We start from the raw sequence: 23635 nt of genomic DNA, 5'->3' as shown, positions 1-23635 counted from the left end.
CTAGAAGTTTTTAGGGCGGCGTCCGAATCCACTTACCGTGGTTCGGGCGCCGCCCCTTTTGTGTCTTTTTTGAGGGATTTACTTCTTGGCGGAATCGTTTCTGATGGCGCGATCCACAACGCCTTTGAGCTCATCCTTAATCAGGATGTCTTGGCGCAAGTGCTTGGTGCGGTACGCGGCGCGTCCCACCATGTGCGCGCTCACGGGTGAGGTCAGCAACTGCAAACCCCACGCCAACGCGAACACCGGTAACCACACCCACTGGTTCAGTTGCACCACCACGGCCAGCAACAAGCAGAACAAGCCCAAGACTTGAGGCTTGGTAGCGGCGTGCATGCGCGAAAGCAGGTCCGGGTACCGCCACAGGCCCACGCCAGCTGCCATGGACATGAGAGCGCCAATCAGCAACAGCACGGCGGTCACGATATCCCGTGCGGGAGCCCAATCTTCAGGAGTGATCACTTCATACCGTCCCGGTGGTAGACGTAACGGGACACCGTCACGGAGCCAATGAATCCGGCGATGCACGCAATCAGCACGAACGCCATGTGATTGGTGTGTTTGTTGATAGCCATGTCCAGGGCGAGCGCGCTAGCGATGATGATCAACAAGACGTCCGTGGCCAGAACGCGCTGCAAGATGGAGGGTCCTTTCGCCACGCGATAGATGGCGCCGATAGCGCCGATGGACATGAGGATGCCGCAGATCCACACCACGATGGTCATCATGAGTTGACCTCCTTGCCGGCTGCTGGCTTGTTTTCCTGGGTGTTCTTGTTTTCGAGAGTCTTTTTGGCCGAGGCCTTCATGGCTTCGTATTCCTCTTTAGTGCCCATGATCGAGAGCACTTGGCGCTCGGTGCGCCAGACCTTGCGTCGCATCTTCTCGAGGTCTTCCTCAGTGCGAACATCGAAGACGTGCAAGTACAAGGTGGAGGTGCGACGGTCAACGTCGATCACGAGGGAGCCGGGGATCAAGGTGGTCACGTGGCCCACGAACGTCACAATCAAATCTTGCCGCGTCTGCAAGGGCACGCCGATCACGGCGTTCCGGACAGTGGTGGGTCGGACGAGTGCAACCCACGCGAGCTGGAAGGACGCCACAAAAATGTCCTTGATGAAGTCAAAGACAAAGAGAATCGCGAACCACACATTGAAGCGGCCGGAGAGCTCTACGGGCGGCAATCGGAAGTAGTTCACGATGATGAGCGCCAGCACCAGACCGAAAGCGATGTTGCCCAGCGAGTAGTTCTGCCACAGCACCACCCACACGAACACCAGCCACACCAACAGTGGAAGTTCGTTGATGAGGGTGAGCTTGGAGCGGTCGCGCGCTTTCTTCATCTTCCGAAGAGTCACTTGGTGCCTCCCATCTCCACGGGAACCTGATCCGCGCCACCCATCACGGCCTCAATATACGGGGCACGCTCGAGCATCTGGGCGGCCGCTTGATCTGAGAATGCGAAGAGCGGCCCAGCAAAGATGGTGAGCGCTACTCCGATCGCAACTAGAGCCGCGGTCGGCGCAACCATGGGCGCCGGCAGAAGCTGCGCCGTCGTAATTTCGGGCTCATCCCCCACATCACTGTTGACGGCAGCGGCCGCCGGGCTCTCCGTGGCAGCCGCAAGGACGGCAGCTTCGCGAGCCTTCGAGCGGTTCTGCGCGGCCTCGCGACGGGAGGGAATGTGGGTGGTCAGCAGCGGATCGGGGTTCTCCGCTTCTTCGGCCTTACGCCAGAACGCACGGTTCCAGACGCGGGCAATCGCATGCAGGGTCAGCAGGCTCGTGATGATGGAACCCGCCACCAGAACCCACGCCACGGTCGAGCCGTTCTCCACGCCGCCCTGAATCAGGCCCAGTTTGCCGAGGAATCCGGAGAACGGTGGGATGCCCGCCAGGTTGATCGCCGGGATGAAGAACAGCACCGCCAACAGCGGGGACAGCTTCGCGAGCGATCCCAAGCGGTCCACGTTGGAGCTACCGGCCCGGCGCTCAATCAGAGCGGTCACCAAGAACAAGGAGGTCTGCACAATAATGTGGTGCGCCACGTAATAGACGGTGGCCGCGAGACCCTGATGGTTGCCGAGCGCCAGGCCAAAGAGCATGTATCCAATGTGGCTGGTCAGAGTAAAGGACAGCACACGTTTAATCTCCGACTGCGCGATGGCGCCCAAGATTCCCACGATCATGGTCAGCAGCGCCGCGATCATGAGCATGGTGTTCAGGCTGTCCCCGGGGAATAGGAGGGTCTCGGTGCGCACGATCGCGTACACGCCCACCTTGGTGAGCAAGCCCGCGAACACCGCGGTAACCGGAGCCGGGGCCGTCGGGTAGGAGTCCGGGAGCCAGAAGGACAGCGGGAAGACCGCCGCCTTCACACCGAAGGCCACCAACAGCATGATGTGGAGCATCATTTGGGTTTCGAGAGGTAGCTCGCCGAGCTTGATGGCCAGATCCGCCATGTTCACGGTGCCGGTGGCCGAATAGATCATGGCGATCGCCAGCAAGAACAGCATCGAGGAGATCACGGAGACCACCACATAGGTGATGCCGGCGCGGATACGCGGGCCCGTGCCGCCCATGGTGAGCAGCACGTAGGACGCCGTCAAGAGCATTTCGAAGCCCACGTACAGGTTGAACAAGTCCCCCGCCAAGAAGGCGTTGGAGACGCCCGCCATCAGAATCAAATACGTGGGGTGGAAGATGGACATGGGCCCATCCTGATCCGAGTCCGTATCCCCCTGACCGGTGGAGAACAGCAACACCGCGAGGCTCACCACGCTCGAGACCACCAGCATGAGGCCAGAGAACTCATCCACCACTAGCGCGATGCCAAAAGGCGGCGCCCAGTTGGCGATCAAGACCGCTTGCGCGCCGTTTTGGTAGGCGCCAATCAGGAGCCAGATCTCCAGCATGAGCGTGAGTGTCAAAGCTGAGATGGTCAGCGCCCGCTGTGCATGACGGCGCCGCCGGAACGCGAACGCGAGGGCAGCACCCAGCAACGGCAAGATGACGGCCAGGGGTGCAAAGGCAATAGCTTGAACAGTCATCGCTTGTCCCCTCCGTGAGTTTGGTTCGCTGATTCGTTCTCTGATTCGTTTGCTGACTCAGTGGACACGTCCGATTTCACGCGGGCGATGCCCGGTGTTTCCTCGGCTTCGGCCGGGTGGTTGATGATGGTCTCCGATAGCTTGGCGAATTCCGTGGTTTCGATCGGCACTTCGGCGTCTTCCTCATAGTCGAAGTGCGGCTGCTCGGCCACGCGAATATCTTCGGGGTCATCCGCCACGTCATCTTGGCGAGCGAGCACCCAGCCGCGGTAGATGAGCGCCAGTACAAAAGCCGTCACGGCGAACGTGATCACGATGGCAGTCAGCACCAGCGCCTGCGGTAAGGGATCCGAGTACTCGGTACTGTCCACGCCGCTTTCGTAAATCGGAGCGAGGCCAGGGGCGCCGCCCGTGGTCAACAACAGCAAGTTAGCGCCGTTGCCTGCGAGCACAATTCCCAAGAGCACGCGCGTCAGGCTTCGTTCCAAGAGCAAGTACACGCCGCACGCCATGAGAATGGCGGAGACGATCAGGAGGGTGATGTTGATACTCACTTGTTTCCTCCTACCGGGTGAAGGGCCGCTTTTGAGTGCGAGTGATTTTCATCCACGCTTTCCATGCGCTGATCGATCTCTGAACCGAGGCTCGTCAGCACGTCCATCACCAGGCCGAGCACCACGATGTACACACCGATGTCGAAGAAGGTCGAGGTCACGAATTTGTGATCCCCCAAGATGCCCAGCGAATACTCGATGGCCGCGCTCTCAAAGATCTGACCGCCGAAGAACAAAGGAGCGATTCCTGAGAATGCCGCGATGGCAATGCCCACACCCAGCAAGGTACCTGCGCTGACGCGGCTAGCTTCTGCGAGTTCGAAGCGACCACCGGCGAGGTAGCGCACCGTCAGCGCGAGGCCAGCCAACAAGCCGCCGGCGAAGCCGCCACCCGGGGCGTTGTGCCCGGCCAGAAGCAAGTAGATAGACACCAAAATCATGGTGTGGAAGATCAAGCGGGTGACCACTTCGAAGATGATGGAGCGGCGCTCCGGCGCGAGCGTGCGGCCGGCAAGGAGCCACTCATCCGTAGTGGAACTCATGAAGCGCCGAGCCACGGAGAGCGCGGCCACCTGCTCGGTGGTCTTGCCGGTTCGTCTCGTCCGTCCGATGGTTCCCGGGGCCACGTCGGTGGCACGACGGCGACGATCGCCGCGGCTCATCACGAAGATCAGGCTAGCCACACCCGTGGCAGCCGCCGCAAGCACCGTGATTTCGCCGAAGGTATCCCAGACTCGCAGGTCCACGAGCGCCACGTTCACGACGTTCTTACCGTTGCCGCCCTCGTAGGCCAAGTGTGGGAACTCCAGCGAGATCGGCGTGTGAATGCGCGCTGACATAGAAGCGATCGCGGCAATCACAATGATGATCGGGAAGAGAACGGCCACCAAAATGCGGATTGGCTTGGGGATCGCGGACTTGGATGGTCCCAGCTCGGGCGGAAGAACGCGCAATGCCAGCACGAACGCCACCAGCGTGATGGTCTCCACCAACAGCTGCGTCAGCGCAAGATCCGGGGCGCCTTGAACGGCGAAGAAGATCGCCATGCCGTACCCGGTGACGGACACCATGAGGACGGAGAGGAATCGTTTGTCCGCGAAGATGGTGGCGATGGCACCCACAGCAACGCACGCGCCGATGATGAGCTGCACCGGCGAATCGAACGCCGTCAGATTCCCCGGTTCTGGAATGCCGTACAACAGCATCACGGTGCCCGGCGCCAAGCACGCCACCAGCAAAATGATCACCAGGTAGAAGGACAACTGACCACGCTGCGTGCGGCCCGTGACCCATACGGCCACTTGGTCGAGTCCGCCGATAGTGAGGCGGTAAAAACGTTCTGCGTCTAGCAACGGGTAGAGGCGATCTTGAAGCGAGGCCACGCCGTCGCGCGTCACGAACAGCAGCGCACCCACCAGCAGCGTGAGCACGGACAGCCCCAGCGCCAGCGTGAAGCCGTGCCACAGTCCCAAGTGGACGGGTTCCTCGGCCGCGGGGAACAGCCCGGCATACGGCTTGATGATGGTCTCGAAGACGCCCGGGATGAACGCCATGACCACGGTGAAGACGGTCAGGATGGCCGGGGACAGCAAGAAGAGCCATGGGACGGGCTTAAACTTGGTGTCTGGAACGTCCTTCTTGGAGGCGAATCCGCCCCAGAAGAACCGCGCCGAGTACGCCACGGTGAGCATGGATCCGGCCACGATGCCGATCAGCATGAACAGTTCTAGCGGTCCTTCGCTCGCTTGCTGCACGAACGTCTCATAGACCGCTTCCTTGGCCACAAAACCGTAGAGCGGAGGCACGGCCGCCATAGATGCGGCGCTCAGAGCCGCCACCACGAACAGCTTCGGCGCGGACTTCCACAAGCCCGAGAGCTGGCGCAGATCGCGGGTTCCGGCCTGATGGTCGATGATGCCCACCACCAAGAAGAGCGCGGCTTTGAACAGTCCGTGCGCCAGCATGAGCGCGATGCCTGCCATTGCAGCATTCGCTGTGCCAGAGCCCACCACCAGAATCAGGAAACCCAGTTGGGAGACGGTTCCATACGCGAGGACCAGCTTGATATCGGTTTGCCGCAATGCGCGCCATCCGCCCACGAGCATGGTCCAGAGTCCCAGCCCCAGCACGGTGATTTCCCAATACGCGGTTTCAGAGAACGACGGCGCGAGTCGGGCCACGAGGTACACACCGGCTTTGACCATCGCGGCAGCGTGAAGGTATGCGGACACGGGGGTGGGGGCTGCCATGGCACCGGGCAGCCAGAAGTGGAACGGCACCAGCGCTGACTTGCTGACAGCTCCTACGAGGATCAGCAGGATGGCAATGTCGACAAGCACGCCGTTGGCAACGATTTCTTCGGCACGGCTGAGCAATGTGGAGATGCGGTAGGTCTCCGCCGTTTCGCCCAGAATGATCAGGCCCACGAGCATCACGAGCCCACCGAACGTGGTGACAATCAACGCTTGGTGGGCGGAGCGTCGAGCGAAGATGCGCTCGCGGGCGTACCCGATCAGCAGGTAGGACAGGATGGTGGTAATTTCCCAGAAGATGAACAGCACAATGAGGTCATCGGAGGTGACCAAGCCGAACATGGCGCCGGCGAAGGCTAGGAGCTGCGCCCCGAAGGAGCCGAGGTAGGGGTCGTCGTTTTTGAAGTACCGCGCGCAATAGAACAGGACCAGGGCACCCACGCCAAGAATGAGCAAGCACAGGATGGCTGCGAGCGCGTCCATGCGGAACGCGAGCTCAAGGTGAAGGACGGGGACCCATTCGTACACTTCGAACGGTGGCGCGTTGGGGGCTTCGTTGAGCGCTGATTGATCCGCGTGAATGAAGCGTGGGAAGTTGGCGATGAGCCAAACGAAGGCCAGCGCTGGGACGGCTGCGAGGACGTAGAAGGCGGCTCGGCGCATCACCCTAAATATCAGCGGAGCCAGCATGGCAACCGCAAACAGGGAAATGAGCACTAAGAGCACGTGTCCTCCGATGGTGAGTCTGGGCAGCGGCAGGTAGCAACAAGAAATCCCGAATGGGAAAAGAAGCGGGATAGAAAGAGCCTCTTTTACCTTAACACTTTTAGCCCAATCACTTGAACGTTCAGCCACATTTTGTTGATCCTCTGGACATTCTGACTAGTGTGATGGGTATGAGTTTCTCTGCGGCGAATGAGCCGGATTTCTCACGCACAGCGCTTCCAACGAAGCGCACCATTTCGAAGCAAGTGTGGGCCTGGGCCGCGTGGGATTGGGGCTCTGCAGCCTTCAACGCCGTCATGACCACCTTTGTGTTCACGGTGTATTTGACCAGTTCCCTCTTCGGTAACGAGGATCAGAATTCGGCGCTGCTGAGCGCGGGCATTTCGATTGCTGGCGTGCTGATTGCTCTTCTTGCCCCGGTGACCGGACTGAGGTCTGATTCCAGTGGTCGACGTCGCTTTTGGCTCGGCGTGAACACGTTCCTGATCGCAGGACTCACGGCGCTGTGCTTCTTTGTGTATCCACACCCCAATTTCTTGCTCTTAGGCGTGGTGCTCATTGCTGCCGGCAATATTTTCAACGAGTTTGCCGCGATCAACTACAACGCGATGCTCTCCCAAATCTCCACACCAAAAACCATTGGCCAGGTCTCCGGCTTCGGTTGGGGCATGGGCTACTTGGGCGGCATCGTGGCACTCGCGATTGTGCTGTTTGGATTCGTGCAACCAGTAGTGGACTGGTGGGGCTCCTCAAGCGAAGACGCGCTCAACCTCAGACTCGTAGCGCTCTTCAGCGCCCTCTGGATCTTCGTGTTTGGCCTTCCCGTGCTTTTTGCAGTCCCTGAGAACAAAGGCGTGCGGGCCCAAAAGGTGGGCTTCTTCGAGTCCTACCGATTGCTCTTTCGCCGCATCGCCGGACTCTGGAAGACGGATCGCCACACGGTGTACTTCCTCATTGCCTCGGCCATCTTCCGCGATGGCCTGGCCTCCGTCTTCACGTTCGGCGGCGTGATTGCCTCCGTGACGTTCGGGTTCACACTCTCCCAAGTGATCGTGTTTGCGATCGCCGGAAACGTCGTGGCCGCCCTCGGTGCCATGTTCGGCGGATGGTTGGATGACCGAATTGGACCCAAGAAGGTCATCCTCGGATCCCTGATAGGCCTGCTCCTTGCCGGGTTCGGAGTGTTCTTCTCCCCCGGTGCCGGTGGCTTCTGGATCTTCGGGTTGTTCTTGTGCCTGTTCGTTGGACCGGCACAATCTTCGTCCCGCGCGTTCGTTGCTCGCCTGGCCGAGTCAGGCCGTGAAGGCGAACTCTTTGGCCTCTACGCCACCACGGGGCGCGCGGTCAGCTTCTTGGCGCCCACGCTTTTCACCGCTGCCGTGGTTATCGCCTTGAACTACTTCCCGGATGGCGGCGCACAACGCTACGGCATCTTGGGCATCATGCTGGTACTTGCGATCGGCTTCTTGCTCTTGCTTCCCGTCAAGGCACCTGTGCACGCCCGTTCGGCGGAAAGCTCGCAGGCCTAGACTGCGAGCGCCCCGGCCGTTGGGACCAGGCAGCTGAGACCAACTATCCCTTAGGACTCAATGACAGTCCGGTGGAAGTTCAAGTGCGATCGTGATGCCGTTGGCCCGCGCTGACCTTGGTAACGGTTCTTGTTATCGCCGGCACCATACGGGTTCTCTGCCTCGGACGAGAGTCGGAAGAAGCACAATTGCCCAATCTTGGAGCCTGGCCACAGCTTGATCGGCAACGTGGCCACGTTGGACAACTCCAAGGTGATGTGGCCGGAGAAGCCAGGGTCAATGAACCCGGCGGTGGAGTGCGTCAGCAACCCCAAGCGCCCCAGAGAGGACTTTCCCTCAAGGCGAGCTGCGACGTCGTTCGGAAGCGTGACCTTCTCATACGTCGCCCCGAGCACGAACTCACCGGGGTGCAGAATAAACGGCTCTTCCGGATCCACTTCCACTAAGTGCGTGAGATCCGGCTGCTCTTCGGACGGATCAATGTAGGCGTACTTATGGTTATCGAAGAGTCGGAACCAGCGGTCAATGCGCACATCAACGCTTGATGGCTGAATCATCGAAGGATCGTAGGGATCTAGCTGGACGCGTCCGGAATCGAGTTCGGTACGAATGTCGCGGTCTGAGAGAAGCACCTAACCAAAATACCGCCAACACTTGACTTCATAGCAAGCCACCTTCGTGACGGCACCCCACATGACTCTCTAGACTTACCCCGATGGCTAGCAAACGGCGGGCACGATACCGCAAAGACGCCCCGCCCTCGTTGCCGCTGAAGCTGACGCAACGAGGTCTCGTAGTGATCGCTGTGCTCGTGCTCGTAGTGGGCGGAGCGCTGACCGCAGCCATCACGATGGCCCGCAACAACGCCGTCAACACCGCCGTTTCGCAAGCCGCGTCATCCTCAGCCGCGTCCCCCACCACTAAGGCTGCCACTGAAACCGCAGCTGCGTCGTCGTCCTCTCAAAAGGCTGACCTGGATCCTGCGACGATGCCCGAAAGCGAGGATCCGCTTTTGATGCTGGTGCGTAAGGATCGCCCGCTCAAGCCGCTGGATTTCACCCCGAAAAATCTCGTCTCCCTCGCGCCGGGCAAAACCCTCATCGCGGAGGCCGCCACACAGTTTGAGGAGCTGCTCGCGGGAGGCGCCGCGGCCGGACATTCGCTGCGCATCGAGAGCGGCTACCGGTCCTACACCGCGCAAGAGAACCTGTTCAACCGGTACGTCCAGAAATACGGGACGGCGTACGCGGAGAAAATTTCCGCCCGCCCTGGCACCAGCGAACACCAAACCGGGCTCGCCGCAGATATTGGTTTGAGCAACGGCGAGTGCAGTTTGCACCGGTGCTTCGGTGACACGACAGCCGGTCAATGGGTGGCACAAAACGCCACTGACTATGGGTTCATCATCCGGTACCCGGACAATCAAGCCGCCGCAACCGGCTACAACTACGAGCCTTGGCACTTGCGCTACATCGGCGTGAATCAAGCGAAAGCGTTCGCGAAGAGCGGCGCAAAAACCTTGGAAGAATTCTTGACCAAACCTTGACCGCCCTGGCCTTTCTCCGCGCGATGCACCAGCCTAGACTGGCTTCATGGGGGAAAACACCAGTAAACGTTCCGTCCTATCCCGATTCTCAGCTATCACCGCCTGCGCCGCCCTTGCACTAGGCCTCGCGGGACCCGCGAGCGCGGCAACCATCATTCGCGATCCCGAGAACGTCGAAGTTCTTGTGAACAAGGTGTATCCCCTCTCCCCACTCAACTACGTTCCTAGCGACCTTGTCACGGTCCCCGGCACCAGCCGTCAATTGCGTGCCGCCACCAGTTCCCAGCTCATGAAGCTCTTCTACGGCGCGCGCTCTGCCGGGCATTCGCTACGCGTCACCTCCGCCTACCGCTCCTACTCGTATCAGGTCTCGCTCTATAACTCCTACGTGCGCCAGTACGGCACGGCGTACGCGAATCGCATTTCGGCGAAACCCGGATACTCGGAGCATCAGACCGGCTTGGCCGTGGATGTTGGGCTCGCGAGCGGTTCGTGCGGCTTCCAAGCCTGCTTCGGCAGCACGGCCGCCGGTAAGTGGGTGGCCGCGAACGCGTACCGTTACGGCTTCGTGATCCGTTACCCGAAAGGTTACGAATCCACCACGGGGTACACCTACGAGCCATGGCACTTGCGGTACGTCGGCACCCAGCGGGCCCTCGAATTGCGCTCGCTCTCAGTTCCTACGTTGGAGCATTATTACGACGGCGTAAGTCGGGCCATCCCGAATGCTGCGGCTCTCGTGACGGTTGATTCGCTCAACGTAAATGCTGCCGCTGCGAAGTTCAACGGCACCTGGGCAGCACCTTCCACCAAGACCACGCTGCACACCACCAGCCAGACGACGCAATCCATCGACTGGAACGCGGACGGGGTTTTGGACGTCCTCTGGTTGAGCCCCGGCAGTCGCGTCTACGTGCGGCTGGGCAACAAAACCGGCGGCTTCACGTCGCCGATTATCGTGGCGCGCGGCTTCAGCGGTTCAGATGTGGTGGCCGCGAAGTTCGTGTCCTCGCGGAAGCTTCCAGAGCTTGCTGTTCGTGACGCGAACGGCGTGGTGCGCAAATACGCCCGCAGCGGCAATGGGGTTTTGACTACTTCGTACACCGTGATGCGTGAGATTTCTCCGACGGCCCGCATCGGTGCCGCAGATTGGAACCACGACGGCGCACAGGACCTTCTGGCGCTCACCGGCACCTCAACGGTGGCTTACTTGGGCAACGGGTACGGTTCAGTCAACGTGTCACCGTCGGCAACGCATTACCGGTTCGCCAAAGCAACCACCATTCGCCGCGTCGACGGCGCTTTCGGCCCGGGAACCCGTGGCTACTTCGCGGAGATCGCCGGAAACGTGTACTACTTCAAGCGAGGGACCAGCTCCGTGGCGTCCGGCTTCTGGGTGGGCGAGGGCCAGCTCGCGAAGTAGTTCCTAGGCTCTATATCTCCTCTGACGGGTGACGCTGAGCGCGGACAAGTAAGTTCTTCATGTTGCGCTCAGCGTCAACTCGTGATCGGCTGGAGATATGAGCGAAACGCCACAGCAACCCAACCCTGCCGCATTGCCACCGGAGTTCTTCGGCGGCAATCAGGCTTCCGCACCCGCTGCCGCCGGTTCCCCGGAAGGCAACGCCAATCAGCCTTTGACTCCGTTGGAGTCCTTGTTGGATCGTAGCCAGCATGACGAGTCCCTCGCCGGGCAGGTCATTGGCACGTTCTTGCAGTCTGAAGTCTTCTTCCTCTCCCGTGACGAAGTCACGCCGGAAACGGAAAACGTCACCCCGTTGATGCTGGAAAACGCATCCGGCAAGCACGTCATCGCCTTGTTCTCCCACCCCACCCGCATTCCACCGACGTACATTGAGCAGGCTCCGTACGCCGTCAAGGTCGTGGGCGCAGCCGTGGTGGATAACCTGCAGAACGCTGGCATGGTCCTGAACCCAGGCTTCGAGCTGGGCTTTGAGATCAGCGAAGAAGGCGTCGCCGGCATCCGCCAGGACTTCCAACCAGACGGAACTCAGAACCCCAACAACGCTTAACGTGAACCGGTCAGCATAAACTGGCCGCATGAACGTAGAAGAAACACGCCTGCCCGGGATCGGAACGCGCCGTGAAATCACGGTGGCAAACGGTCGCCGGGTAGGGGTTATTCAATTTCGAGACGGCGAAATGAACCTTCTGGTGTCCCAACAGGAAGATCCAGACTGTTCACTCGCAGAAATCCCGCTCACCACCGAAGAAGCGGCCGCGCTCGGTTCCATGCTGGGAGCGCCACAGCTCGTCCAGCACCTGTCCAACCAGCAGGGCGGGCTCGCCGGGCTGAGCACCGAGCAGATCGTGCTGCCGCGCGAGAGCCCCTACGCTTCGCAGGATCTCGGAGCAACCCGCTTGCGCACCCGCACCGGCGTCTCCATCGTGGCGCTAGTCCGCGGCACCAACGTTATTCCCTCCCCCGGACCGGAAACTGACCTCCTAGCCGGGGACGTCGTCGTCGTAGTGGGAACCCCACGCGGCATCAAATCCGCAGCCCAAATCTTGCACGAAGGCTGAACCGGTGGACCCAACCGCGCTCGTTCTAATTGAACTCGGAGCCATTTTTCTGGGGCTTGGCGTGTTGGGGCGCCTTGCCGCGCGCATGGGCATCTCACCCGTCCCGCTGTATTTGGTAGGCGGACTGTTCTTCGGGCACGGCGGTTTCATCCCCGTCACGGGCATCGAAGAGTTCGGGCACATCGCGAGCGAGCTCGGCGTGGTGCTGCTCTTGCTGATGCTGGGGCTCGAATACACCGCAAAGGAACTCGTCACTGGTCTGCGGCAAACCTGGGCCGCCGGAATCATGGACTTCGTCCTGAACTTCACGCCCGGCGCCGCACTGGCCCTCATCTTGGGCTGGGGCGTGGTGCCCGCGGTGGTCATGGGTGGTGTCACCTGGATTTCGTCCTCCGGCATCATCGCCAAAGTGCTCAGTGACTTGGGGCGTCTGGGTAACCGCGAAACCCCCACGGTCCTGTCCATCCTGGTGATCGAGGACCTTGCGATGGCGGTGTATCTGCCCATCCTCACCACCGTGTTGGCTGGCGCGAGCTTCTGGGGCGGGCTGCGCGCGGTGGGCATTGCGCTGCTGACGGTGTCCTTGGTGCTAGTGATTGCGCTGCGATACGGCGCTTTCATTTCCCGCATGCTGCACTCCGAGGATCGCGAAAACTTCCTCCTCAAACTCATCGGCGCGGCCCTCTTGGTGGCCGGCATCTCGGCGAGTCTGCAGGTCTCCGCGGCCGTCGGCGCATTCTTGCTGGGCATCGCGATTTCCGGGGCCACCGCGCACTCGGCCACGCGCGTCCTCGAGCCGCTGCGCGATTTGTTCGCGGCGATGTTCTTTGTGCTCTTTGGTATCAATACGGATCCGACGGCGATGCCTCCAGTCCTGATTCCAGCGATCCTACTGGCTGTGGTTACCACCCTGACGAAGGTGTTTACGGGCGGCTGGGCAGCGAAGCGGGCCGGTGTTGCCCGCCTGGGCCGGATACGTGCTGGCGCCGCCTTGGTGGCGCGCGGCGAGTTCTCGATCATCATCGCCGGACTGGGTGTTTCCTCAGGAGCGGTTCCGGCCGAGCTCGCGGCCCTAGCCACGGCTTACGTCATGATTTTGGCGATCTTAGGCCCGATCATCGCCAAGTACGCGGAGCCGCTGGGCAAGAAGTTTGGGTACGGGCACCCGCGCGCCCAAGCCTCTCAGACCCCCGGCTAGGCTATTCTGGACAAGCTCGCCGGCGCGAACGGGCGGCGAGCAATTGCGGGCGTAGCTCAATGGTAGAGCGCCAGCTTCCCAAGCTGGACACGCGGGTTCGATTCCCGTCGCCTGCTCGTTAATCTCCCTTGGCGTGCATTCGCCATTCATCACATGGTGCGTTGGGAAGAGGCGATACACATGCTCGGAGTGCTCTCCGGCTTTTCCGTGGTGTGGGCCGTCATCCTCGTGGGATATTTCGTTGGCAAAAAGGGCATCCTCGGCGAGGACGGCCGCAGCACGCTGAACCGGCTCACCTTCTTCATCGCCAGCCCCGCACTGTTGTTTCAAACCCTCGCAGCTTCTGACCCTCTCTCCGTGTTGGGGCCACTCCTGTGGGTTGCGCTCATCAGCGCACTCTTGATCATGTTCGGCTACATGCTGGTCACCAAGTGGTGGCTCAAGCGGAATCCTGCAGAGCGCATGGTGGGCGCAATGTCCGCCGCCACCGTGAACTCGGCAAACCTGGGTATGCCCATCGCCATCTATGTCCTGGGGGACATTGGGCACGCCGCTCCCGTGATCCTGTTCCAGCTGGCCATCCTGACCCCGCTCAACCTCGCCATGCTGGAAGCTGCCACCAGCAAGTACCCCACCACCGTGCGCTCCATCATCACGCAGTCGCTGCGCAACCCGATGATCGCGAGCTCGTTCTTGGGTTTGATCGTGGCGTTTACGGGTATCCAGATCCCCGCCCTCATTGCGGACCCGATTGCTTTGCTGGCCGGGGCGTCCATCCCCGCGATGCTGCTAGCTTTCGGTATTTCCCTCGTGGATTCGCGTCCGCTCGCCAAAACCGCCTTATACAACAAGGACGTGGTGGTGGCCAGCTTGTTCAAGCTCATCCTGCACCCGGTGTTGGCGTGGGCTATTGCGGCCTTCATCTTCCGCCTCGAGGGACCGCTTCTGCTCTCGGCCATTGTTATGGCCTCGCTTCCCACCGCGCAGAACGTTTACGTGAACGCATCCCGCTACGGTTCGGCCGTCCAGCTCTCGAAAGACACCGTTTTGATCACCACGTTGGGAGCAATTCCCGCCATGATCGTGGTCGCCGTACTTTTCCAGTGACGAAAAAGTAAGCTAGTGGCATGGCTACGAGCAATGCTTCAGATCACCTTGACCAGATTCGCACCGGCTACACCTTTACGGAGCCGTCCATTGTTTTGGGCGCCGCCAAGGTAGAGGGCGAGGTCCATGCGGACTGCCTCGTTCGATTGCCGCTGGGCATGATGAACCGCCACGGACTCGTAGCTGGTGCCACCGGCACCGGTAAGACCATCACGTTGCAGGTTCTCACAGAGCAGCTCTCCGAGGCCGGCGTCCCCGTCTTCGTCTCAGACGTCAAGGGCGACCTCACCGGCTTGTCCACTCCGGGCACCAGCAGCGAAAAGCTCTTGGCCCGCACGCAGAGCGTGGGCATGCAGTGGGAAGCGAAGAACTACCCGGTGGAGTACTTTGCGCTCGGCGGCGACGGTTCCGGCGTGCCGATCCGCGCCACCATCACAAGCTTTGGCCCCATCCTTCTCTCCCGCATCCTCGAACTCAACGAGACTCAGGAATCCAGCCTTCAGCTGATTTTCCACTACGCGGATCAGAAGGGCCTCGAGCTCATTGACCTGAAGGACTTGCGCTCGGTTATCTCCCACCTGACCAGCGATGAAGGCAAGGATGAGCTCAAGGATTTGGGCGGCCTGTCCAAGGCGACGGCCGGCGTGATCTTGCGCGAGCTCATCACGCTGGAATCTCAGGGCATGGAGAAGTTCTTCGGCGAGCCCGAGTTCAACACGTCAGAGCTTTTGCGCACCGCCCCGGATGGTCGCGGCGTGATCTCCAGCTTGGAACTCTCCACGCTATTGCAGAAGCCGTTGTTGTTCTCGACGTTCTTGATGTGGCTGCTTGCGGATCTTTTCCAGGAGCTTCCCGAGGTGGGCGACGTTGAGAAGCCCAAGCTGGTGTTCTTCCTCGATGAAGCGCACTTACTCTTCCGCGATGCGTCCAAGGCGTTCATGGAGTCCATCATGACCACTGTGCGTTTGATCCGTTCTAAGGGCGTGGGCATTTTCTTCGTGACGCAGACCCCGAAGGACGTTCCCGCAGACGTGTTGGGTCAGCTCGCGAACCGTGTCCAGCACGCGTTGCGCGCTTTCACCCCGGACGATGCTAAGGCCCTCAAGCAGACCATCTCCACGTTCCCCACGTCCCCGTATGACCTCGAAGAGGCCTTGACTCAGGCGGGCACGGGCGAGGCCATTGTGACAGTCATGAACGAGTCCGGCGCACCTACCCCGGTGGCTTGGACCAAGATGTGGACTCCACGTTCCAACATGGGCGCGTCCGAATCCGGCGTGGTCACGGCCGCTGTGCAGGCCTCGCCGCTGCTGAACGAGTACGGCACCGCTGTGGATCGCGAGTCCGCTTTCGAAAAGCTCAGTGGCGCTCCCGCGGCTGGCGTGCCGTCGACGGGCGGTTCGGCTCAGGGTTCTTCTGACGGTACGACGACGCAGGGTTCCGTCCCGCAGGGATCCCCGGCGGGTGCCGAGCAGGATATTCACGCCGAGGCACGCCGCATTGAAGAGGAAATCTTGGGACGTCCCGCGAACGTTCCAGCTAACGGTTCCTCAGCCCCTGAGTCCGCTCCACAGTCGGCTCCTCAAGAAGCGCCGGAGCCCGTCAAGGAAGCTCCGAAGTCTCGTCCGAAGCCGAAGGACAACGTGGTGATGGACGTGGCGCTGGATGTGGCGAACCAGCTGGGTCGCGAGTTCTTGCGCGGTATCTTTGGCACTCGCCGTCGTCGTCGCTAGGCCTGCATGACTGACGAAACCAACAAGTCATTTGAGAACACCGCGTCCTCGGATGCATCAACCGATACCTCCGAGGTAGCCGTTGCGTCAGGCTCGGAGACTAAACGCTCCGGGAGCTTGCTCAAGAGTCCGTGGTTGTGGGCTGGACTGTGCGCGCTGTCCATCGCCGGGTCCGGCATTGCCATCGCGACGGTGAGCGCAACGCACTTCAGCCCCGAACGGGAAGTCAAGCAGTACTTCGACCTGCTTGAGCAGGGCAAGAGCGATCGCGCCTTGGGTCTATTGCACGCCACAGTTCCTCAAGGCGACGCTGTGTTGCTGAGCGGAGACGGGCTGAAGGCGTCTCTGGACGGCTTTGAGGCGTCTTCTCTCGAGCTTGAGACGGACACCGTGGAGTCCGATCCCAATCAGCGAACCGTGACCGCCAGCTACACGTTCTCCGGCAGCGAGCACCAAACGGTGTTTACGTTGCGCAAGGCGCGCACGGACTGGCTCTTCTTTGATAAGTGGGAGTTCGTCCCCGTCACGCTTCCGGTGGCGACCGTTCAGGCGCAGTACTCCCCCACGGCCACGGTGAACGATTCGCCGTCGCCGCTGTCAACCAAGAAATCCGCGGCGAAGGGCTCAGAATCCAACGAGCCCGCGTGGAACGTGCAGACGTATCCCGTGCTCCCGCCGGCGCTCGTAAAAGCCAGCTACCAGACGGAGTTCATCAAGGGCTCCGAGCAGCAACAAGTGCTCACCGATTTCACGGCCAAGTCGCCGACCATCTCTTTGGGCGCAGAGGCCAGTGACAAGCTCACGGACTACGTGGACGCCCAGCTCAAGGACTACTTGGATAAGTGTGCTGACCAGCAGGTTCTCAAACCTGCCGGTTGCCCCATGGACTACGCCACGAGCGCTCGCGTGCGTTCGTCCACCATTAACTGGGACATCCTCGAGTATCCGGAGGCGAAAGTGACGCTGACGTCTCAGGGTTGGAGCATTGAACCCTTGCGCGGCCGGGCGAAGATTGCCCTTCAGGAGCAGGATCTGGACTCGGGCGAGCTCTATACCGCTCAAGAGCAAGACACATTCGAGTTCCGGGCGACGCTCAAGGTCAACGGCAACCGCGTCACCGTCACGCCAGATGCCTTCGACTACGACCCCAACAACCAGGCCTAGCTAAGAACTAGCTAAAAACACATGTAGCTAGTGTTGCGAAATCACTGTCTCAGTCGAGACGATCACGCAACACTAGCTACGAGTTGCAGGTGCCTTGTCCACCCTCAGGCGGGCGACGCAACACTAGCTACGAGTTTTGCGGCGCTAGGCGGCGCTGGGCTTAGTTAACTCCGCGCAGGTCCAGCGTGAGTTCGGTGCTGCCGTCCTCGGCCAAGAGCACTGGGATGCCCCAGTCCTGCTGGTACAAGTGGCACGCGGCGTGGTCGGGGATCTCTCCGCCAGGCTCGCCGTCGCACGCTGCAGCGCGAGCGGTGATGTGCAAAACGCCTTCGGTGACCTCAGGGTTCAGGACCAGCTTGCGGGTTAGGCCCACGGACGTGCCGGCGCCTTCCACCAAGAGGTTCTCCGGCGACGAGGAGATCTTCAACTGCGTTGGATCGCCCCAACGGTCATCGAGCTTCTGTCCCTTAGGAGCTGCGAAGCGCACCACGAGATCGTGCTGGCCAGCGGCAACCGGAGTGCGCGGACGGGTCACCTGAGCGGAGCCTTCATCCACGCGCAACGCTTCCTTCGGCAAAGGAATGCGCACGAGTTCGTGGCGGTTGGTCTCAACGATCAAGAGCACGGGTTCGCCCTCAACAGAGGAATCCAACAGGACGTCAGAAGGCTCAGCGAGGCCACGAGCCAACGTGGAAACTTCGCCGCTGGCGAGGTCGAAGCGTCGCACGGCACCGTTGTAGGTGTCGGCAACAGCAACGGATCCATCGGGAAGCACGGTCACGCCGAGCGGGTGCTGGAAGCGCGCGTCCGCGGCTGCTCCGTCCTGGAAGCCGAAGTCGTACAAGCCCTGACCTACGAGCGATTCCACGCGATCCACCGAACCGTCTTCGGCCAAGCGCAGCACGCGCAAAGCGGAGGTTTCGGCGTCAGCCAACCAGATGTCACCGGCGGCGTCAGCTGCCAAGCCGGACGTCTGAGCGAACCAAGCGCCCTCGGGAGCGCCATCCTCGAGACCTTCAAGGCCGGTGCCCGCGAACACCGAAACGGCGCCGGAGACGGGATCGAAGGAGAAGATCTGGTGCGTTCCAGCCATCGCCACGATCACGCGCTGCGCCTTCTCAGACCACACCACGTCCCATGGCGAGGACAAGGAAACATCAAGCGCGCCGTTTTCGAGGCCCTCAGCCAAGTTCACGCCGATCGCTGGAGCTTCCTTGCGAGCCTGCTCGGTGTCGAGCAATCGCTGCACTCCGTTGCCGGCCAGGGTGCGCACGTCCCCGGTGGTGAGGTTGATGCCGCGCAGGCGGTGATTGACGGTGTCAGCTACTACGACGTCGTAGCCCACCTCGGTTGCCACCGCTTCAGGAAGCAGGACCAAACCTTGAGGTTCGTTGAACTGAGCCCCGCGAGAAATATCCGAGCCTGCCTCCGAGACGGAAGCTGCGTCGTCGTGCTTCGAAGAATCCGCGTAACCCTTCACGCCGGTGCCGAAGACGCGACGCACGGTCTGCAGATCCTGCTCGAGTTCCACGATGCGGTGGTGACCGGAGTCGCCCACCAGGAAGCCGCCATCGCGCAATGCCACGACCTTGCCCGGGAAGCGAAGGTTGCCTTCGCGAGCGGGAGGAGCCACGTAGGGGCCGTCGCCGCGGTGCAAGGTGCCCTTGGCGTCGTGCTCGGCGATGAGTTCCTCCACGAGGACCTCGATACCGTTCGAGTGGCCCTCGCCGGACAAGTGCGCCACGATGGTGCCCTCCGGGTCAACCACCACGAGGGTTGGCCAGGCACGAGCGGTGTAGGACTGCCAGGTCTGGAGCTCGGGATCGTCCAACACTGGGTGGTGGATCTCGTAGCGCTCCACGGCAGCTGCGAGAGCTACAGGATCGGCTTCGTGTTCAAACTTTGGAGAGTGCACGCCTACGGTGACAAGGACATCTTTGTATTTTTCCTCGAGCGGGCGAAGTTCATCCAGTACGTGCAAGCAGTTGATGCAGCAGAACGTCCAGAAGTCCAAGATGACGATCTTGCCGCGCAGGTCTTCGAGGCTGAGCTGTTTGCCACCGGTGTTGAGCCAGTTGCGGCCTTCTAGCGCTGAGGCGCGCACTCGGGAGGTGCTGCGCAGGGATTCTGTCGTCGTCATGATGCTCCTAGCTGTCGGCTGACGTCTGCTGTCCGTCCATTATGTGCGAGAACCATCCAGAAGCGGAGTTCTCGTGACGATTCACTACTCACTAACAAGAAAGCGCCGGTAATTCTTCCGGGAACTTCTACTCGAGCCCAGCGAGCGTGGCCTTGAGGATGGCTTGGGCCATCTCGGTGAACTGGGCGTCCGTGAGCTTCGAAGTGGCCACGAAGGACACCATGGCCGCGTAACCGTCCTTCTCCGCGACCAGCACCAACGACTGCTGGCGCAAGTCCTGGCTACTAGTGCCGCGGGTCCACAGGATCTTGGAGTCAATGACACCGTCCACCGACTTGTCCGCAGTGGTCTTCGGCGCAACGCTCTTGAACGGGTAGGTGTCCGCGGCCGAGTCCGTGCCGATCGACAGCGCAATGGACTTGCACTCCCCCAGCAGCGACTTCACTGCAGCTTTGTAATCCGTGTAGGACTGCTGATCCTGGATCTTGGCGACTTCCACGGATCCCGTCACGGCAACGCCGTCCTGGGTGAAGTCCGTGCGGGCCGCCTCGCTGCTGCTTTGAGCCGGGGACCAGTTCAGGTTCTCCACGGCCGTGGTGCACGAGTTAGGAATCACCGCGACGCCCTCCAGCGCATCTGCAGCCGGTTCGCGCAACTGATCCAGCTCCGCGGCCGTCGCGCCGCGAGCCGTATTGAAGCCGAAGCTCGCAGCCTGCGAAATGCCTGTAGACACCGCGATGCCCGCCCGAGAGTTCAACACCGCTTGATTGCTAGCGCTAGCCGCCGCCTGCGAAGCCGAGGCGGAAGCGTGAGCCGAGGCTGCGGCGTCGTTCTCAGAAGTAGTCCCAGAATCACCGCACGCCGCCAATCCTGCAGTCAGCGCGATCACTGCGGCGATCTGTACCGTGGCGTTGCGAGCCGTGGTTTTGCGTGCCGTGGCGTTGCTGGCCGTCTTGAAGCGGCGGCGCTGGAATGGGTGGTGCATGCGGTTAGCGTCCTCGACGTTGATCAATGGGGTTGTCCTGCTCGGCGAGCTGCTCAAACATCTTGTTGTAAGCGTCCAAGTCAGCGTCATGGTTTGCGTCCGCGCGGCGGTCCTCACGCTTCGCGGTCTTCGTATCCGACCGCAACCAAGCGAGCGCGGCCCCGAGCGCCAGAATCAGCGTGGGGACCTCGCCAATGCCCCACATGGCACCAGCTCCCAGCTCCTGATCCTGCATCGGAGGATCGCCCCACGTGCGGCCCATAGACCCGAACCAGTCCGCCTCGATGAGCGTGTTGTTGTTCATGAGGGAAACCGCGAAGAACGCGTGGAACACCATGGTGCCCAGCAACAGGACGAGTCGGAACGGGTGCGGCAAGCGCAAAGGCAGCGGATCGATGCCGATCATGTTCAACGCAAAAATGTAGCCCGTGAGCAGGAAGTGCACGGTCATGAGCTCGTGGCCCACGTGCTCGCGCAGCGCGAAGCCGAACAGCTCCGTGTTGTAGAAAATGATGATGGACCCGGCGAAGTTCACGGCCGCGAAAATCGGGTGCGTGATGACCTTCGAGTACGTCGAGTGAATGAACGCGAGCATCCATTCGCGCGGGCCACGGGTGCCATCCTGACGCGGAGACATCGCGCGCAAAGCCAGGGTCATCGGCGCTCCGATCACCAAGAACAGCGGCACCACCATGGTCAGCGCCATATGGCCCACCATGTGCATCGAGAACAGCACCATGCCATAGACGGCCGGCGGTCCGCTCGTGACGTACGTGAGCGCAATCAGGCCCACATACCAAGAGATGGCGCGCCACAGGTTCCAGCGGTCCCCGCGCTGGGCGAGGGTGCGCATCCAGCGTGCGTAGGCCACACCAAGGAAAATTACGACGGCGACCCACAGCCAGTCCCAGCGCCACACGGTGAACCACTCATCAAATCCAAGATCAGGTGGCAGATCGTATCCGGTCAGAATGCGAGCCGGTGTGGCAGCGTCGGGGAGCTCTTCGGGGATGGGCGTGGCCGTGCGGCCAAGAACAGCCGCGACGCCAATGACCGCAGCCATGAGCATGACCTCAGCGAAGACCAGACGCCATGCGGCTTTCAGCGCGCTGGACTGGCCGGTGTTGAGCTTGTCGATGACGCGAATCCGGTGCATCAGGCCCAAAACGCCCAAGGCAATCGTGAGAACGGCCTTCGTGATGACCAATGCGCCGTAAGGCGTCAACAGGTCAGCTGGCTTCTCCATGCGGATCGCGGCGCTGATGATGCCGGACGCCGAGACCACCAAGATGCACACGAACGCCAGGTCAGAGAAGCGCTTGAGCACTACGCCGGCGGCGAGCGGTCGTGGCTGCGCGCCCTTCTCCATGGCCGTCTTTCGTGAGCCGATAGACGTGAACCGTCCGGGCGCACCCGTTTCAAGCGTCTTCGCAATGAACGCGAGCGTACCGATTCCGCCAGCCCACAAGTACACGCCGAGCAAGTGAAGACCCAGCGCGTTGACCGCGCCCCAGTGGTCGTCTCCACCTTGAGTGTGGCCCGTGAGCGCGAGAGGCAGAATGCCGGCCGTGCCCAGAACTGCCGTGATGGCGAGCATGGCGGGTGAACGGACCGCAAACGCGAGCGAAGTCACCACAGCCGCGATCAACACCATCCAGGCCCAGGCTTGGCCCAGTGAAATGTTCAGAACGTAATCCGTGAGTGCCGCCGTAAACGCGCTGTCTCCAGAGAGCGGGAGGCCCGAAACGCTCGAGAACATGAGGACCAAGGTTGCCGCAGCAGCCACCGTCCACACGATGCCCGCGTACGCGGCGACCGTCAGCGTGGCTTCGAACGCTGGGTGGACTGATCCACCGTCCGTGGACTTCGCAGGGATCTCTTCCGTACGGTTCTCCGTGCGGTCATCAGTGCCAGCTTCGCTGTTGCTGGCCTGCGTGCCGGACAACTTTCCCGTGGCTTTGCCGGTCTTCGAGAGAACCTGCGCGCTCGCTCTCGCGCGGATGGGCTTCGTGGAGCGCGGCACTATCGCCGCCGCAAACGCGAGCGCCCCAATGGTCAACGCCATTGCCGCGTGGTTCAGCCCCGTGGCGATCGGCAAGCCCCAGCGCGTCACCGCACCTGGATCGCCGAGCGTCGAAGGCACCGAGCCTCCGCTGGCCACGAGCGCAATGATGGTTGCGATAATTCCTGCGACGACAGCGGCGATCGCCACCATCCACGTTTTGCGAGGCACTAGTTCCGCTTTCGATTCTTAGCAATGACGACGACGGCCGCTCCAATCGCAGCAATCCCCACAATGATTCCAATCAGCCACGGGCTCAAGCCTGAATTCTGTGCGGCTTCCTGAACTGGGTTCGGGGTGCTCATCGAATCCGTGGCAACAGTCGGCGCTGCCGCCGACGTGCTGGCGGACGTTGCCGCTTCAGAGGTCTCTGCTGCTGATGCGGAGGATGCTGAGCTGGAGGACGTCGATCCGGTTGAAGCAGATGCCGTAGCCGAAGAGCCCTTCACCGTGAACGTCAGCGCCTGACCATTAGCGGAAGTCCCCTCAATCGGGTGCCCATCGCTAGATACGACGCGCCACTCAAGCGTGTACTCACCATCGCTCAACGTATCCCGCACCCCAACCGTCAGGTTCTGGCCGGAAACTGTAGCTGCGGCGTCGTACTTATTGCCATCTGAATCCGTCAGCACCACCGTGGTGCCAATGTTCTTCAGCTCCGCGCTGTACATGAGAACCAGGGCCGTGGGAGACGCCTTCACGGTGGCGCCGGTCGCGGGATCGCTGCCGACCATCTGATCGTGGGCGAATGCTCCGGGCGCCATCACCATGCCCGCAACCGCAATGCTCACGAGAGCAGCGAACCGCCGAAGAACTCCCGAGAACCGCTCACCAGACTTGGCCTGACGCATGAAAACTCCTCAACACCACAAAAGATTGCACTACGCGCGAACCGCGCGATCGTCCGTCAATTCTACGCGAGGTCGAAAATGCGGGGCGAACCGGCGGAACCTTGGGGCCGCCCGTCATCGACGCGGCCCGCGCCTGATTGGCAGGGCTTGCGCGTCATCGGCACGAGGACTCCGCGCATGATCGACATCAAGAAAG

20 protein-coding genes and 1 tRNA gene are annotated in these 23635 nt (G+C 61.3%); 10 read left to right on the top strand and 11 right to left on the bottom strand.

Going from position 1 to position 23635, the window contains the following annotated elements; all coding sequences use genetic code 11:
- Positions 1-78 precede the first annotated feature (78 nt).
- The 6 genes from mnhG to HD598_RS09700 are packed head-to-tail and all read right to left on the bottom strand — an operon-like array spanning position 79 to position 6580.
- Positions 79-462: a monovalent cation/H(+) antiporter subunit G gene (gene mnhG / locus HD598_RS09725; RefSeq protein WP_311539014.1), complete on the bottom strand. Its 384-nt coding sequence runs from the start codon at positions 460-462 to the stop codon at positions 79-81.
- Entirely contained in the window at positions 459-728 is a 270-nt protein-coding gene (locus HD598_RS09720; protein ID WP_183665520.1) for a monovalent cation/H+ antiporter complex subunit F, read from the bottom strand. The genes mnhG and HD598_RS09720 overlap by 4 nt, the downstream gene beginning before the upstream one ends.
- A complete protein-coding gene (locus tag HD598_RS09715; protein ID WP_311539013.1) occupies positions 725-1357 on the bottom strand; it encodes a Na+/H+ antiporter subunit E in 633 nt (210 codons plus the stop codon). The genes HD598_RS09720 and HD598_RS09715 overlap by 4 nt, the downstream gene beginning before the upstream one ends.
- Entirely contained in the window at positions 1354-3048 is a 1695-nt protein-coding gene (locus HD598_RS09710) for a Na+/H+ antiporter subunit D (RefSeq protein ID WP_071894811.1), read from the bottom strand. Before HD598_RS09710 ends, HD598_RS09715 begins: the two co-directional genes overlap by 4 nt.
- Positions 3045-3602, bottom strand: a complete 558-nt coding sequence (locus HD598_RS09705; RefSeq protein WP_071894810.1) for a Na(+)/H(+) antiporter subunit C — start codon at positions 3600-3602, stop codon at positions 3045-3047. Before HD598_RS09705 ends, HD598_RS09710 begins: the two co-directional genes overlap by 4 nt.
- Entirely contained in the window at positions 3599-6580 is a 2982-nt protein-coding gene (locus HD598_RS09700) for a Na+/H+ antiporter subunit A (RefSeq protein WP_183665518.1), read from the bottom strand. Before HD598_RS09700 ends, HD598_RS09705 begins: the two co-directional genes overlap by 4 nt.
- Before the next feature lie 170 nt (positions 6581-6750).
- Here HD598_RS09700 and HD598_RS09695 point away from each other — a divergent pair, with 170 nt between their 5' ends.
- Positions 6751-8109: an MFS transporter gene (locus tag HD598_RS09695; protein WP_183665516.1), complete on the top strand. Its 1359-nt coding sequence runs from the start codon at positions 6751-6753 to the stop codon at positions 8107-8109.
- A 50-nt stretch (positions 8110-8159) separates the two neighbouring features.
- Here the strand turns inward: HD598_RS09695 and dcd are convergent, their stop codons facing one another.
- Positions 8160-8741: a dCTP deaminase gene (gene dcd / locus HD598_RS09690; RefSeq protein ID WP_183665514.1), complete on the bottom strand. Its 582-nt coding sequence runs from the start codon at positions 8739-8741 to the stop codon at positions 8160-8162.
- Positions 8742-8824: 83 nt separating this feature from the next.
- Between dcd and HD598_RS09685 the strand changes: the two genes are divergently transcribed.
- From HD598_RS09685 to HD598_RS09645, 9 genes are all read left to right on the top strand, one after another.
- Entirely contained in the window at positions 8825-9655 is an 831-nt protein-coding gene (locus tag HD598_RS09685; protein ID WP_183665513.1) for a M15 family metallopeptidase, read from the top strand.
- Between the two features lie 46 nt (positions 9656-9701).
- Entirely contained in the window at positions 9702-11078 is a 1377-nt protein-coding gene (locus HD598_RS09680; RefSeq protein WP_183665511.1) for a D-alanyl-D-alanine carboxypeptidase family protein, read from the top strand.
- Positions 11079-11175: 97 nt separating this feature from the next.
- Positions 11176-11688 carry an SseB family protein gene (locus tag HD598_RS09675; protein WP_084637230.1) on the top strand — a complete coding sequence of 171 codons (513 nt, stop codon included), beginning with the start codon at positions 11176-11178 and terminating at the stop codon, positions 11686-11688.
- A 28-nt stretch (positions 11689-11716) separates the two neighbouring features.
- A complete protein-coding gene (locus HD598_RS09670; protein WP_183665509.1) occupies positions 11717-12199 on the top strand; it encodes a cation:proton antiporter regulatory subunit in 483 nt (160 codons plus the stop codon).
- Positions 12200-12203: 4 nt separating this feature from the next.
- Positions 12204-13397, top strand: coding sequence for a cation:proton antiporter (locus HD598_RS09665; RefSeq protein WP_071894804.1), 1194 nt, complete (start codon positions 12204-12206; stop codon positions 13395-13397).
- 45 nt (positions 13398-13442) lie between these two features.
- Positions 13443-13513, top strand: a tRNA-Gly gene (locus tag HD598_RS09660).
- A gap of 64 nt (positions 13514-13577) precedes the next feature.
- Positions 13578-14504 (top strand): AEC family transporter, encoded by a 927-nt coding sequence (locus HD598_RS09655; protein WP_071894803.1) that lies wholly within the window; start codon positions 13578-13580, stop codon positions 14502-14504.
- A gap of 20 nt (positions 14505-14524) precedes the next feature.
- Positions 14525-16237 (top strand): helicase HerA-like domain-containing protein, encoded by a 1713-nt coding sequence (locus HD598_RS09650; RefSeq protein WP_183665507.1) that lies wholly within the window; start codon positions 14525-14527, stop codon positions 16235-16237.
- A 6-nt stretch (positions 16238-16243) separates the two neighbouring features.
- On the top strand, positions 16244-17401 hold the full coding sequence (locus HD598_RS09645; protein WP_183665505.1) for a zinc ribbon domain-containing protein: 1158 nt from the start codon (positions 16244-16246) through the stop codon (positions 17399-17401).
- A gap of 160 nt (positions 17402-17561) precedes the next feature.
- On the opposite strand, the gene HD598_RS09640 is transcribed toward HD598_RS09645, so the two are convergent.
- From HD598_RS09640 to HD598_RS09625, 4 genes are all read right to left on the bottom strand, one after another.
- On the bottom strand, positions 17562-19541 hold the full coding sequence (locus tag HD598_RS09640) for an NHL domain-containing thioredoxin family protein (RefSeq protein ID WP_183665503.1): 1980 nt from the start codon (positions 19539-19541) through the stop codon (positions 17562-17564).
- A 127-nt stretch (positions 19542-19668) separates the two neighbouring features.
- Positions 19669-20526, bottom strand: coding sequence for a hypothetical protein (locus HD598_RS09635; RefSeq protein ID WP_183665501.1), 858 nt, complete (start codon positions 20524-20526; stop codon positions 19669-19671).
- A 4-nt stretch (positions 20527-20530) separates the two neighbouring features.
- Positions 20531-22759 carry a cytochrome c oxidase assembly protein gene (locus HD598_RS13780; protein WP_183665499.1) on the bottom strand — a complete coding sequence of 743 codons (2229 nt, stop codon included), beginning with the start codon at positions 22757-22759 and terminating at the stop codon, positions 20531-20533.
- Entirely contained in the window at positions 22759-23439 is a 681-nt protein-coding gene (locus HD598_RS09625; RefSeq protein ID WP_183665498.1) for a copper resistance CopC family protein, read from the bottom strand. Before HD598_RS09625 ends, HD598_RS13780 begins: the two co-directional genes overlap by 1 nt.
- Between the last annotated feature and the right edge of the window lie 196 nt (positions 23440-23635).

It is taken from the genome of Neomicrococcus aestuarii (assembly GCF_014201135.1).
GTDB lineage: Bacteria > Actinomycetota > Actinomycetes > Actinomycetales > Micrococcaceae > Neomicrococcus > Neomicrococcus aestuarii.
This window is presented reverse-complemented; position numbering and strand designations above follow the sequence as displayed.

Coding starts and splice junctions, on each gene's coding strand:
- HD598_RS09720 (WP_183665520.1), bottom strand. CDS start 728: ATGATGACCATCGTGGTGTGGATCTGCGGCATCCTCATGTCCATCGGC.
- HD598_RS09710 (WP_071894811.1), bottom strand. CDS start 3,048: ATGACTGTTCAAGCTATTGCCTTTGCACCCCTGGCCGTCATCTTGCCG.
- HD598_RS09695 (WP_183665516.1), top strand. CDS start 6,751: ATGAGTTTCTCTGCGGCGAATGAGCCGGATTTCTCACGCACAGCGCTT.
- HD598_RS09685 (WP_183665513.1), top strand. CDS start 8,825: ATGGCTAGCAAACGGCGGGCACGATACCGCAAAGACGCCCCGCCCTCG.
- HD598_RS09680 (WP_183665511.1), top strand. CDS start 9,702: ATGGGGGAAAACACCAGTAAACGTTCCGTCCTATCCCGATTCTCAGCT.
- HD598_RS09675 (WP_084637230.1), top strand. CDS start 11,176: ATGAGCGAAACGCCACAGCAACCCAACCCTGCCGCATTGCCACCGGAG.
- HD598_RS09670 (WP_183665509.1), top strand. CDS start 11,717: ATGAACGTAGAAGAAACACGCCTGCCCGGGATCGGAACGCGCCGTGAA.
- HD598_RS09655 (WP_071894803.1), top strand. CDS start 13,578: ATGCTCGGAGTGCTCTCCGGCTTTTCCGTGGTGTGGGCCGTCATCCTC.
- HD598_RS09650 (WP_183665507.1), top strand. CDS start 14,525: ATGGCTACGAGCAATGCTTCAGATCACCTTGACCAGATTCGCACCGGC.
- HD598_RS09645 (WP_183665505.1), top strand. CDS start 16,244: ATGACTGACGAAACCAACAAGTCATTTGAGAACACCGCGTCCTCGGAT.
- HD598_RS09640 (WP_183665503.1), bottom strand. CDS start 19,541: ATGACGACGACAGAATCCCTGCGCAGCACCTCCCGAGTGCGCGCCTCA.
- HD598_RS09635 (WP_183665501.1), bottom strand. CDS start 20,526: ATGCACCACCCATTCCAGCGCCGCCGCTTCAAGACGGCCAGCAACGCC.
- HD598_RS09625 (WP_183665498.1), bottom strand. CDS start 23,439: ATGCGTCAGGCCAAGTCTGGTGAGCGGTTCTCGGGAGTTCTTCGGCGG.